General features: G+C 74.6%; 9 protein-coding genes. All 9 read right to left on the bottom strand.

The annotated features are described in order from the left end of the window. Positions 1-14: 14 nt before the first annotated feature. The 9 genes from ACIQGZ_RS18340 to ACIQGZ_RS18300 all read right to left on the bottom strand — a co-directional run bounded on the left by ACIQGZ_RS18340 (position 15) and on the right by ACIQGZ_RS18300 (position 12291). Positions 15-1214, bottom strand: a complete 1200-nt coding sequence (locus tag ACIQGZ_RS18340) for a PP2C family serine/threonine-protein phosphatase (RefSeq protein ID WP_402602943.1) — start codon at positions 1212-1214, stop codon at positions 15-17. A 14-nt stretch (positions 1215-1228) separates the two neighbouring features. Further along, positions 1229-3781, bottom strand: a complete 2553-nt coding sequence (locus tag ACIQGZ_RS18335) for a tetratricopeptide repeat protein (protein ID WP_402602942.1) — start codon at positions 3779-3781, stop codon at positions 1229-1231. A 21-nt stretch (positions 3782-3802) separates the two neighbouring features. Then, positions 3803-5149 carry a hypothetical protein gene (locus ACIQGZ_RS18330; protein WP_402602940.1) on the bottom strand — a complete coding sequence of 449 codons (1347 nt, stop codon included), beginning with the start codon at positions 5147-5149 and terminating at the stop codon, positions 3803-3805. 46 nt (positions 5150-5195) lie between these two features. Next, the gene (locus ACIQGZ_RS18325) at positions 5196-6143 is read right to left on the bottom strand and encodes a glutamate ABC transporter substrate-binding protein (RefSeq protein ID WP_402602939.1); all 948 of its coding nucleotides are present in this window, start codon (positions 6141-6143) and stop codon (positions 5196-5198) included. An 11-nt stretch (positions 6144-6154) separates the two neighbouring features. Further along, positions 6155-7591, bottom strand: coding sequence for a hypothetical protein (locus ACIQGZ_RS18320; protein WP_402602938.1), 1437 nt, complete (start codon positions 7589-7591; stop codon positions 6155-6157). A gap of 361 nt (positions 7592-7952) precedes the next feature. Next, positions 7953-9128: an N-acetylglucosamine kinase gene (locus ACIQGZ_RS18315; protein ID WP_402602936.1), complete on the bottom strand. Its 1176-nt coding sequence runs from the start codon at positions 9126-9128 to the stop codon at positions 7953-7955. Beyond that, positions 9125-10402 (bottom strand): 6-phospho-beta-glucosidase, encoded by a 1278-nt coding sequence (locus ACIQGZ_RS18310; RefSeq protein WP_402603124.1) that lies wholly within the window; start codon positions 10400-10402, stop codon positions 9125-9127. The genes ACIQGZ_RS18315 and ACIQGZ_RS18310 overlap by 4 nt, the downstream gene beginning before the upstream one ends. A gap of 25 nt (positions 10403-10427) precedes the next feature. After that, positions 10428-11318 (bottom strand): carbohydrate ABC transporter permease, encoded by an 891-nt coding sequence (locus tag ACIQGZ_RS18305; protein WP_402602934.1) that lies wholly within the window; start codon positions 11316-11318, stop codon positions 10428-10430. A gap of 16 nt (positions 11319-11334) precedes the next feature. Then, positions 11335-12291 (bottom strand): carbohydrate ABC transporter permease, encoded by a 957-nt coding sequence (locus tag ACIQGZ_RS18300; RefSeq protein ID WP_402602933.1) that lies wholly within the window; start codon positions 12289-12291, stop codon positions 11335-11337. Between the last annotated feature and the right edge of the window lie 3 nt (positions 12292-12294).

The raw sequence follows: 12294 nt of genomic DNA, 5'->3' as shown, positions 1-12294 counted from the left end.
CTGTCGCGGGAATGTCAGGTGGTGGGAGGCACCACGGGCAGGTCGACCACGGTGGGGGTCCGCTCGACGCTCTCGGGGCGCCGGACGGGGGCGGGCGGGAAGGGCAGCACGGCGACGGTGATGTTGTCGTGGCCGCCGCCGGCCAGCGCGAACTTCACCAGCTCCTGGGCGGCGCGCAGCGGTTCGGTGCGGGCGTCGGCCGGGACGGCGTCGGCGAGGGCGGTGGCCGCCTCGGCGTAGTTCCACAGGCCGTCGGTGCAGACCAGCACCACGCCGGGGACGTGCGGGGTGAAGCTGAGGGTGTGCGGGTCCAGCTCCCCGGCGTCGGCGCCCAGCCAGCCGGTGATGGCATGGGCCCGGGGGTCGGCGTACGCCTCGGCCTCGGCCATCAGGCCGGCCGACACCATCCGGGCCGCCCAGGAGTCGTCCTCGGTCAGCCGGTACGGTTCGGCGGTCTCCCGGTCGTCCGGGACCCAGTACGCCCGGCTGTCCCCGATCCAGCCGATGGTGACCGTGCCGCCGGTCGCCACGGCGGCGACGCAGGTGCAGGCGGGGGAGTTGTGGTGGCCGTCGCCGGGGGCCGGGCCGGTGCCGTCGTACGCCAGGGCGTCCACCGCGCGGGCGGCGTCCAGCAACGCGTCGTGCATCGCGCGGAGCGGCTCGGTGCCGGACTCCAGCGCGGTGAGCAGCGACTCGGAGGCGGTGTCCGAGCCGGACTGGGACGCCTCGTCCGGCCGGGTGGCGGAGGAGACACCGTCGCAGACCACGGCGACCACGGCGGAGGCGCCGTCGGGCAGTGAGGTGGCGGCGACGGTGAAGCAGTCTTCGTTGCGGTGGTGCCGGACGCCCCGGTCGCTCACCCCCGCCACGCCGTCCAGGGCCCGCTCCATGTGGTCGCGGGGGCGGGGCTGGGCGGCGCCGCAGCTGTCGCAGTAGCCGTCGTCGGCGATGTGGCCGCCGTCGCAGCGGGTGCAGGGCGGGCCGGCGGCGGCTGACTCGTCCTCGTCGTCGAGCAGGAGGTGGGCGGGGGCGGCGAGGACGAAGTCCCCAGTGGTGGAGGCGGAGTCCCCAGTGGTGGAGGCGGAGTCCCCGGTACCGGAGTCGCCGGTGTCGGGGGTGGGGGCTGGCGGTGGGTCTGCCAGGTTGGTTCCGCACGCGCCGCAGAACACGTCTTCGGGTTCCAGCGGCTCCGCGCAGGACGGGCACACGGTCATCTGCGGCATCCTTGTCACACCCATGTCCTGGGCCGGGTACGGTTCGCCTGCTCCACGAGGGCGAACCGGGTCTCCTGCCGGTCCGCCAACCGGGCCAGCACCCGGTAGGAGTCCTCCAGGGCCCCGCGCAGTTCCCGCTCGGTCGCGGGATGCCCCAGCAGAGTGATCCGCCGGGCCGGGTCCTGCTGGTCCGGGCCGCCTCCGGCGAGCACCCAGCCGAGCGCGGTGCCCAGCACCTCGACGGACAGCTCCGCGCGCCGGCGGGTGTCCAGCAGCAGGCCGGACAGCGCGGTGGAGCAGGCGTCGAGGTCGGCGTGGAGCGGCTCGGCGGCGGAGCGGCCGCGAATCCGGGCCCGTACGGCGGCGACCCGGGCCGCGACATGGTGGCTGGAGGTCTCCGGCACCGACTCCAGGACGTGGACGGCCGCGTCCCGGTCGCCCGCCGCCAGCCGCACCCGGGCCAGGCCGAAGGCGGCGCTGACATAGCCCCGGTCGGTGGTCCAGACCCGGCGGTAGAAGTCGGACGCCGCCTGCGGCAGGCCGCGCAGCTCGGCGCAGAGGCCCAGCGCCAGCTTGGGCGCGGCCTCGCCCGGGAAGGCGGCGTACACGGCGTGGAACGCCTCGGCGGCGGCCGCGAGCGAGGCGTCGTCGGGGGCGTCGGCGGCGAGTGCGGCCAGGCCCCGGTACCAGATGGCCCGCCAGTCCGCCGAGCGGTCGTCGTCCAGTTCGGCCAGGGTGCTCCGGACGGCGGCCGGGTCGCCCTGCTCGATGTGGGCCCGCAGCTCGCGCAGCCGCAGCTCCGGCGAGGCGACGGCGGCGCTGCGCAGTGCGGTGATCACCTCGCCCGGGGAGGTCGCGACCAGGGCGGCCAGGAAGCCCGCGTTGGGGTCGGCCGGGTCGATCCCGGGCACCGGCAGCGACAGCGCGGCTGCCCGCGCGGCCGGCTCGACCACGCGCGGCGGGCCGCTGGGGGCGGCCGGGAGCGCGGCCGGGCGGCCACGGCGGCCACGGGCCGCCGCCGGGGGCTCGGGCGCGGCGTCCGGCGGTACCAGGTCGGTGTCCACGACGCGCAGTTCCGGCCCGAAGAGCAGGGACGGGGCGGGGCGGGGGCGGCCGTCGTGGAGGCTGAGCACTTCGCGCAGCACGCCGGTCAGCTGGTCGGCCATCTCCTCGGCGAAGGAGAACCGCTGGTCGGGGTCGGGGTCGGTGGCGCGGGCCAGCAGCCGGTAGAAGGAGTCGTAGCGGGCGAAGACCTCGACCTGCTCGGGGCCGGGCAGGCTGTGGCGGTGGGTGGTGGTGTAGCCCTGGAAGTCGAAGGTGAGGACGGCCAGGGTGCGGCCCACCGTGTAGAGGTCGGAGGCGGGCGAGGGGCCCTCGGTGGCGATCTCGGGCGCCTGGTAGCCGACCGTGCCGTAGATCGGCCCGTCGTCGTCCAGGCGGCGGACCGCACCCATGTCGATGATCTTGAGCGTGTCCTCGCTCTGGATCACGTTGTCGATCTTGAAGTCGCAGTAGACCAGGCCCAGGCTGTGCAGATGGCCGAGCGCCGGCAGCGCCTCCAGGGCGAAGGCGATGGCCTGCTCGACCGGGAGCGGTTCACGGCGGCCGTCGGGCCCCCGGCGGGCGTCGGCGATCTCCTTGAGCGACTTGCCGCCGACGTACTCCATCACGATGTAGCCGTCGGTGGACCCGGTGCGGCTGTCCGGGTGCTCCACGAAGTTGATGATGCGGACGATGTTGGGGTGGTCCACCTCGGCGAGGAAGCGGCGCTCGGCGATGGCCACCGCGAGGGCGTCCTCGTCGCCGGTGTCCAGCAGGCCCTTGAGCACCACCCAGCGGTCGTTCACCCGGCGGTCGATGGCCAGGTAGATCCAGCCGAGGCCGCCGTGCGCCAGGCAGCCCACCACCTCGTACTGGCCGCCCACCAGATCGCCGCGCAGCAGCTTGGGGGAGAAGGAGTAGGTGGTGCCGCACTGGGTGCAGAAGCCCTCGCTGCGGCCCGGCTGGTCGCCCCGGCCCCGGCCGACCGGGGTCTCGCACTTGCTGCAGAACCGCTTCCGCTCGGGGACCTCGGGGTTGTCCAGCACCGCCGCGCGCGGGTCCGGGCGCGGTATCGGCGGCACTGCCACCAGCCCGGCGCCCAGTCGGCCCCGGGTGCGGGTGCCGCCGGTGCTGCGGCTGCCGCGCACCGAGAAGGAGCGGCGGGAGCCGCCGGCGGTCGGGCCGGTGGTGGCCGGGCCGGTGGTGGTGGTCGGGCCGGTGGAGCCGGCGGACGGTTGGGCGGTGCCGGCCGGTGCGGGGGCGGGGGATGCCGGGGCCAGGCCGCATTCGGTGCAGTAGCCGTCGGCGTCGATCTCGCCGGTGCAGCCGGGGCGGGCGCAGCCGGTACCGGGCGCGGTGGCACCGGCGGAGCCGGTGGTGGCGGCGGACGGTTGGGCGGTGCCGGTCGGTGCGGAAGACGGCTGGGCGGTGCCGGTCGGTGCCGGGGCCAGGCCGCATTCGGTGCAGTACCCGTCCGCGTCGATCTCGCCGCCGTCGCACCCCGGCCGCGTGCACGGAACGCTCATGAGCTCCATCCCCCTCGCCCGCTAGTCCGCAGGCCGTCCGTCGGACGGCTGCCCGTCCGCACTCCCGGCCGCCGAGCCGGCGGCCGGTTCCGACACCGGGCGCAGCGCCTGCTGGTAGCGCCCCACCGCCGACTCCGCGGCCCGCAGGTCGCACGGCGCGCTCCACAGCAGCCGGCGCGCCTTCTCGTACCGCTCGGTGATCTCCGGGTCCTCGGCCAGCCCCAGCCGGGCGCCCATCGCCCGGTAGGCGTCCAGCCGGCCGCGCAGCTCCGCCCGGACGGCGAGCGGCCGGGTCACCGAGGTCAGCGAGTGCCGCGCCCGCAGCAGCTCCTTGTCCGCCGCGTCCTCCAGCGAGTCCAGCAGCGGCGCCAGCCGGTGCCACTGGCCGTGGTGCCGCAGCTCGGCCGCCGCCGCGATCCGCTCCCGCAGCGCCGACGCCGGGCCGGGCACCGCCGGCACCTCGGTCGCGGCTATCTTGGCCAGCACCTCGCCGCGCGCCCGGCGCGCCTCGGCCAGTGTGGCGTCGGCTCGGGCCAGCACCTCGCCGACCTGCTGCAACCGCTCCTCCGCCTCGTCGCGCAGCCGCAGCAGCGCCTCCAGCTCCACCCGGATGCCGTCCAACTCCCGGGCCGCCCGGTCGAACCGGCCGGTGTCCACCGTCCCGGCGGCCGCGCCGCGCGGCTCCTCGGGGCGGTCCCCGGCGGGCTCCCAGAGCGACAGCGGATCGGAGAGCACCTCGCCGCGCAGCGCGAGCAGTTCCCCGCCCAGCTGCTCCAGCGCGTCCCCCGCCGGGTGCACCCCGGGGCCCACTCCCACCGAGCGGGCCAGCGCCCGCACCCGTTGCAGCTCGGCCACGAGCAGGTCTATCCGGGCGGGCAGCGCGGACCAGACCGCGTCCGCCGCCGCCACCACGTCGATCACCGCCGCGTACCAGGCGTTCATCCGCTCGACCAGCTGGGCGAGGCTCAGTTGCTCGCTCAGCCGCGCCGGGCCGGCCAGCCCCCTGGTGGCGTCCGGCAGTTGGCCGCCGGAGACGGTGACCCCGGCGCCCTGGAGCAGTTCGGTGAGCTCCACCAGCTCGGCCTGGCCGGGCCGGGTGCGGCGCGAGCGCACCGCGCGGGCGGCGGCCAGTGCCTCGGCGTACCGGTCGAAGAGCGACCAGAGCAGCGCGCCGCCCTGCTCGACGACGGTCCAGCGCTCGGCGGTGCGCCCGGTCAGCTCGGCGCCGTCCAGCAGCCGTCGGCCGGGGTGGTCCTGCAACGCGAGCAGCGCCGCCTCGATCGCGTCGCGCTCCGCGCCCAGCCGTACCAGAGCGCGGTCCACCTCCTCCCGGTTCATCACCGGGCCCGCAGGTCCCGTCAGCGCCATGCCCCGCCTTCCTCGACTCCCCGTGTGCTCGTACGTCCTACGGAAGTTACCGCGCCTTCGGCGGTCCGGCCGACGGCCCCAGGTACGGCTCCAGCCAGTGGTGGTAGCTCCGCTGCCAGCCGCCGTGCCGGTAGTCCTCCAGCACCTGGTTGACCCGGGCCACCAGATCGGTGTCGCTCTTCTTCATGGCCACACCGTACGGCTCGTCGGTGAGCGGTTCGCCGATCAGGTGCACGGTGGGGTCCTGGGCGACCTGCCCGGCGCCGAGCGCGTTGTCGGTCATGGTGGCGTCGACCTTGCCCAGTTGCATCAGCACCAGGCAGTCCAGCTGGTTGTCCACCAGGCGGACGGTGGCGCCGTGCGCGTCCCGCTTGAGCTCGTCCTGCGCCGTCGAGCCGTCGGCGGCGCAGACCGTCTTGCCGTGGAGCGCCTGGTCGACCGTCCGCGCCCCGGAGGACCGGGGGACGATGATCTGCTGCCCCGCCTCGAAGTAGGGGGTGGAGAAGGCGACATCGCCCAGCCGGTCGCAGGCGATCGACACGGTACGGACGATCAGGTCGACGTCGCCGGACTTGATCGCGTCCCACCGTTTGGCCGTGGGCACGGTCTTGAACTGCACCTCGGCCCCCGGTTCGCCCAGGATCGCGTCGGCGATGGCGTGCACCAGGTCGATGTCGAAGCCCTCGAAGTTGCCGCTGGCGGGATTGCGGTAGCCCCAGCCGAAGCTGTTCTGGTCGACCCCGGCGATCAGATGGCGGCGCCTTTTGATCTCCTGGACCTTGGGCCCGCTGTCGTCGGTACTGGGGGGCACGCTCCGGGGCATGTTCCCCGTGGTGCAGCCGTCGGCGGCGGCCTGTACTGCGGCGGCGGGTGCGCTGCGCGTCACCGGCGCCGCCGCGGGCCGCGCCGGTGACGCGCAGCCGGCCAGCGCCAGCGCCATCGCGAGCGCCGCCGCCGAGCGCCGTGCCCGGCGCGGCAGTCTCATCTGTGCCATCCCGATCCCCCTCACCGGTACTCGGCCAGTCGGCGGCCGATGCCCAGCAGTGCCCCGGCGGCGGCGAGCACCGCGAGCACACTCGCGCCCACTGCCAGCCCGGTGACCGCGTCGCGGCCGTTGTCGGCCGCCGCCAGGAAGTCCTGCTGCTCGTGCTCGACCGCCGCCGCCAGGCTGTGGTCCATCCGCTCGAAGGCGGCTTCGGTGGTCGGCGCCTTGCCCTGCCCCACCGTGTCGTTCACCGCCGTCGTGTACTCGCCCTTGTCGTTGGCGGCGGCTGCGGTGTCGTGCAACCCGTCCCAGCTGCGGAAGTCGGCCACGGCGGCCTGCACCTGGGACCTGCTCGCCGGGTCACCGGACGTCAGCGACAGCGCCTGGCTCAGAGTGCCGCCGGAACCGTCGCCCCGACTGCCCGCCAGCTGGGTGCTGACCGCCTGCCAGCGCTCGGCGTAGGCGGTGGTGGAGCCGCGCGCCACCAGGTTGAGGTTCTCCGCCCCCCGGCACTGCAGCGCCTGGATGCGGGCCTGGTCCAGCGCCCGCAGCGGCGCCGCGCCGCCCCGGTCGCTGGCCGCGAGGTCCGATCGGGCCACCCCGTGGCCGACCAGCACCCAGAGCAGCGCCGCCGCGACCGCCGCCGAGGCGCCCAGCAGGCCGGGGTTGAACACCCGGTTGGTCCGCCGGAAGAGCAGCCACTGGAACCGGACCAGCGCCGCCAGCGCCAGCACCCCGAGCAGGATCGAGGCGTACGGCACAGCCCGCGCGTCGGCGTAGTCCTGCCGCACCTGCCGGTTCTGCGCCTCGTACAGCTGCTGCGCGGCCGCCAGCATGCCGTGCGCCTTGTAGCGGTCGTCGGGGGCCAACTGGTCGCGCTGCTGCATCAGGGCCGAGGCGAAGCGCAGATAGGCGCCGCCGAGCGGCAGCCCCGAGCGGTTGTAGGACCGGGCGGTCTCCACCAGGCCCGCGTAGACCGGGAGCTGCTCATTGAGCGCGGTCAGCCACTGCTGGCTCCCGGACGACGCCGTGGTGCGGGCGGCCGCCTGTGTCAGCAGGCGCGAGGCGCGGTCCAGATCCTGTTCATAGCGCTCCCGAACGGCCTTGGGCTCGCTCCCGGCCAGCAGGAACCCGGTCGCGGCGGTGGTGTCCGCGTCGGCCAGCGAGCGGTAGATCTCCGCCGCGTCCTGGCTCAGCGGCTGGCTGACCTCCACCAGATGGTCGGCCGCCCGTGCCCGCCGGTCGACCTGCCACCCCGTCACCGCGCCGAACGCCAGCACCAGCACGGTCAGCACCAGCCCCGCGACGCGCAGCCGCCCCGGCGCGGTGCGCGCCACCTGCGGCAGCCGGCGCCACGCCTCGGCGAACGCCGTCGGCCGGCGGACCGGTGCTCCCCGGCCGCCGGGCCCACTCGGCGCGCCGACCGGGGAACCGGCCTGCGTCTGTGTGCTCGTCACACACCCCACCCCTCCCCTGCGGACCGCCAGGCAGGAGGGGTTTCGGCCCCTCCGCCAGCAGTATGGCCACCAGGTACGACAGCGACACCGGAATTGCGCTGGACTTGAGCTTCGACCAAGCGGGCAACCCCGGATGTTCCGTGATCAGACGACGCCCCGGGCCCCGGCGGTGGTTCCCGGCGGACGGCGGGAGGCGGGGCGGCCCGCTCACGGTCCGGGGAGCAGCCACCACAGGGGCGCGTGGTGCGACTCGACCGCCGGGGCACGTGCGCCGGAGCGCCCCGCCGCCGGCCCGCGCCGGGGGGCGGGCAGTGGGGCGGGCAGTGGGGCGGGGCGCTCCGTTCGGCCGTGGCGGGCGAGGTCAGGCGGCGGGCCGCCGCCCGGCGTACGAGGCGCGCAGCCGCTGCTGCGCGGCCGGGCCGCCGCCCAGCCCCTCGACGGCCAGGTGGTCCAGGCCCAGCAGGGCGGCGCCGACCACCGGCGGCGTGGTGACCACGCGCGGTACGGCCAGCGGCGCCCCGGCGGCCAGTCGCGCCCGGACGGCGTCCAGCAGCAGCGGCTGCCGGGAGGCCAGCACCCCGCCGCCCAGCACCACATCGGCGGGGGCGTCCAGGAGCTCCAGGCGGCGCAGGGCGACCAACGCGAGCCGGGCGACCTCCTCGGCCTGCCGCTCCACCAGATCGAGGGCCACCCGGTCGCCGCCCTCCGCCGCCGCGAACAGCAGCGGCACCAGCTCGTGCAGCCGCACCTCCGCAAGCCGGCCCAGGTGCACCGCCTCCGCCACGGCGGTCGCCGACGGCAGCCCGAAGTATCCGGCGGTCGCGGCGGCCAGCGCGGTGGCCGGACCCCGCCCGTCCTCGGCCCGTACCGACCACCACATCACTTCGAGCGCCAGCCCGCTGCCGCCGCCCCAGTCCCCGGTGATGGTGCCCAGCGCCGGGAAGCGCGCGGTGCGGCCGTCCGGCAGCAGCCCGGCGCAGTTGATGCCCGCGCCGCAGACCACCGCGACCCCGCGCGGCGCGTCCGTACCGGCCCTGAGCAGCGCGAAGGTGTCATTGGCCACCACCGCCGTGCGGCTCCAGCCCCGCGCGGCGAGTGCCTGCTGCAACCGCTGCTCCTCCACCGGCAGGTCGGCGTTGGCCAGGCAGGCGGAGAGGTGGGTGACCAGTGGTCCGATCCCGGCGGCGGTGTCGAGCCCCGCCTGGGCGGCGGCTGCGGCGACCAGCGGGGCCAGCCCGGCGACGGCCGCCTCGGCGCCGACCAGATGGGGGGTGAAGCCGCCGCCGCGTGCGGTGCCCAGTACGGTGCCGTCCGCCGTCACCAGCGCCACGTCGGTCTTGCTGTTCCCGGCGTCCACCGCCAGGACGCCGGAGACCAGCTCCGGCTCCGTGGTGCCGACCGTCCCCGCGCCGATCGGATTGCCCACGGTGTCTTCCCTCGCCGGGCCGTCGGCCCTGCGGTCGTTCTCCATGCTCTGCTCCACACCGCCCCCGTCCTGCTCCGCCGCGATCTGCCGGGTACCGCCGCCGAGGCTCATGCCCAGGCCAGATGGGCTCGGTTGTGGGCGAGCAGCCGGTCCGTCAGCTGGTCGGCCAGCTCCAGCTGGCCGACCAGCGGATGGGCGAGCAGCGCGTCGAACACCCGGTCGCGGCCGCCGTGCAGCGCGGCCTGGAGCGCCAGTTGCTCGTACGCGGTGACATGGGCGATCAGGCCCGCGTACAGCGGGTCCACCGGGCGCTGCGGCAGCGGCCGGACGCCGGTGGCGTCCACCAGGGCGGGGACCTCCACCACCGCGTCGGCGGGCAGGAAGGGCAGCGTGCCGTCGTTGCGGACGTTGACGACCTGCACCGACCCGCTGTCACTGCCGAGCAGCGCCGCCACCAGGGCCACCGCCGCCTCGGAGTAGTAGGCGCCGCCGCGCTTGGCGAGCAGCTGCGGCTTCTCGTCCAGCGCCGGGTCGGCGTACATCTCCAGCAGCTGCCGCTCGATGGCGGCGACCTCGGCCGCCCGGGAGCCCTTGGCCAGCAGCTCCTGGACCACGGTGTCGTGCTGGTAGAAGTAGCGCAGGTAGTACGAGGGCACGACGCCGAGCCGGCGGACCAGGTCGAGCGGCAGGTCGATGTCCGCCGCGACGGCCGCGCCGTGCGCCGCCAGCAGCTCGGGCAGCACCTCGCGGCCGCTCTCGCCGCCGGGGGCGTCCAGCAGGGTGACGCCGCGCTCCCAGGTGAGGTGGTTGAGGCCGACGTGGTCCAGCCGGACGCGCTCCGGCGCCACGCCCAGCAGGGCGGCGAACCTGCGCTGGAAGCCGATGGCGACGTTGCAGAGCCCGACCGCCCGGTGCCCGGCGGTCTGCAGGGCGCGGGTGACGATGCCGACCGGGTTGGTGAAGTCGACGATCCAGGCGTCCGGGTTGGCCCGGCGGACCCGCTCCGCGATGTCCAGCACCACCGGTACGGTGCGCAGCGCCTTGGCCAGCCCGCCGGCGCCGGTGGTCTCCTGGCCGACGCAGCCGCACTCCAGCGGCCAGGTCTCGTCGCGGCCCCGGGCGGCCTGGCCGCCGACGCGCAGCTGGAGCAGCACGGCGTGCGCGCCGTCCACGGCGGCGTCGATGTCGGAGGTGGTGGTTATGGTCGCGGTGTGGCCCTGCTTGGCGAAGATCCGCCGGGCGAGGCCGCCCACGAGTTCCAGCCGGTCGGCAGCCGGGTCGACCAGCACGAGTTCGCCCAGGGGGAGGGTGTCGCGCAGCCGGGCGAAGCCGTCGATGAGTTCCGGGGTGTACGTGGAGCCGCCGCCGACGACGGCGAGCTTCAGCGAACCGGGGGAGGTGGTGGACATGTCAGCCCTTGACCCCTGTCAGTGTCACGCCTTCGATGAAGGCCTTCTGTGCGAAGAAGAAGAGGACGATGACGGGCGCCATGACCAGCAGGGTCGCGGCCATCGTCAGATTCCAGTTGGTGTGGTGGGCGGCCTTGAAGGACTCCAGGCCGTAGGAGAGGGTCCAGGCCTTCTCGTTCTCGCCCGCGTAGATCTGCGGGCCGAAGTAGTCGTTCCAGCAGAAGAAGAACTGGAAGAGGGCGACGGCGGCGATGGCCGGCCTGGCCATCGGCACGACCACCCTGAGCAGGGTGCGCAGCTCGCCGCACCCGTCGATCCGGGCCGCCTCCAGGTACTCCCGGGGGATGGTCAGCAGGAACTGCCGCAGCAGGAAGATGGAGAAGGCGTCACCGAAGGCCATCGGGATGATCAGCGGCCACAGGGAGCCGGACAGATGCAGCTGCTTGGCCCAGAAGAGGTACATCGGGATCACGACGACCTGCGGCGGGAGCATCATCATCGAGATCACGGCCATCAGCGCGATCCGCCGCCCCCGGAAGCGGAACTTGGCGAGCGCGTAGGCGACCGGGAGGCTGGAGAGGATGGTCAGCACCGTGCCGAGGCCCGCGTACAGCAGGGTGTTGCGCCACCAGGTGAGGAAGCCCGGGGTGTGCCACACCTTGGTGTAGTTGCCCCACATCCAGTGGTGCGGCCACAGGTCGGCGGTGAGCGCCTGCTGGTCGGTCATCAGCGAGGTGAGGAGGAGGAAGACGAACGGCAGCAGGAAGAACAGCGCGGCGGCGATGCCCAGGGCGTGCACGGCGATCCAGTGCAGCACCGTGCGGCGGCGGGCCGCGCGGGCGGCCGGGGTGGGCTGGGCGCGGAGCGCCGGGGCGGGGAGTACGTCGGTCATCTGATCGCGGCCCTTCTCAGTCCTCGGGGCCGATGAGGCCGGAGCGGCGGCGCAGCAGCAGCGCGGTGAAGGCCATGGCGACGGCGAACAGCAGCAGCGCCACCACGCTCGCTGAGCCGTAGTCGAAGCGCTGGAAGCCGAGGTTGTAGACCATCTGCGGCAGGGTCCAGGTGGAGCCCGCCGGGTAGCCGGGTTCGAACTGCTGCCCGGAGTTGCCGACGATGCCGCTGGCGACCTTCCCGGCGACGATGGCCTGCGTGTAGTACTGGAGCGTCTGGATGACCCCGGTGACCACGGCGAACATCACGATGGGGGAGATGTTCGGGTAGGTGACGAACCGGAAGCGCTGCCAGGGCCCGGCGCCGTCCAGCTCGGCCGCCTCGTACTGCTCCTTGGGGACGTCCAGCAGAGCGGCCATGAAGATGACCATCAGATCGCCGATGCCCCACATGGCGAGCAGGGTCAGGGTGGGCTTGGACCAGGTCGGGTCGGTGAACCAGCCCGGCTGCGGCAGCCCGAGACTGCCCAGCAGATGGTTGACCGGCCCGGTGCCGGGGTTGAACAGGAAGGCGAAGCCGATGGTTGCGGCCACCGGCGGTGCCAGGTACGGCAGGTAGAACGCGGTGCGGAAGAAGCCCGCGCCGGTCTTGATCTTCGTGATCAGCAGCCCGATGCCCAGCCCGAACAGCACCCGCAGCGTCACCATGACCACGACCAGCCAGAGGGTGTTGCGGACGCCCTGCCAGAAGTACGGGTAGTCCTGGAGCACATACCGCCAGTTCTTCAGCCCGCTGAAGGTCGGCGCGGCGAAGCCGTCATAGTGCATGAAGGAGAAGTAGGCGGTGGAGATCAGCGGATAGGCGAAGAAGACGCCGAAGCCGATCAGCCATGGCGAGAGGAAGGCCAGGGTGCGGGCCGCCTCCCGGCGGCGCTTGCTGCGCAGCGCCGCCGGGACGGGGAGCGGGGTCGCCATCGC

The organism is Streptomyces sp. NPDC092296 (genome assembly GCF_044755465.1).
GTDB lineage: Bacteria > Actinomycetota > Actinomycetes > Streptomycetales > Streptomycetaceae > Peterkaempfera.
Note: the sequence above shows the minus strand (reverse complement) of the source record. Positions and strands in the feature narration are given on the sequence as shown.

Coding starts and splice junctions, on each gene's coding strand:
- ACIQGZ_RS18340 (WP_402602943.1), bottom strand. CDS start 1,214: ATGACCGTGTGCCCGTCCTGCGCGGAGCCGCTGGAACCCGAAGACGTG.
- ACIQGZ_RS18335 (WP_402602942.1), bottom strand. CDS start 3,781: ATGAGCGTTCCGTGCACGCGGCCGGGGTGCGACGGCGGCGAGATCGAC.
- ACIQGZ_RS18330 (WP_402602940.1), bottom strand. CDS start 5,149: ATGGCGCTGACGGGACCTGCGGGCCCGGTGATGAACCGGGAGGAGGTG.
- ACIQGZ_RS18325 (WP_402602939.1), bottom strand. CDS start 6,143: ATGGCACAGATGAGACTGCCGCGCCGGGCACGGCGCTCGGCGGCGGCG.
- ACIQGZ_RS18315 (WP_402602936.1), bottom strand. CDS start 9,128: ATGAGCCTCGGCGGCGGTACCCGGCAGATCGCGGCGGAGCAGGACGGG.
- ACIQGZ_RS18305 (WP_402602934.1), bottom strand. CDS start 11,318: ATGACCGACGTACTCCCCGCCCCGGCGCTCCGCGCCCAGCCCACCCCG.
- ACIQGZ_RS18300 (WP_402602933.1), bottom strand. CDS start 12,291: ATGGCGACCCCGCTCCCCGTCCCGGCGGCGCTGCGCAGCAAGCGCCGC.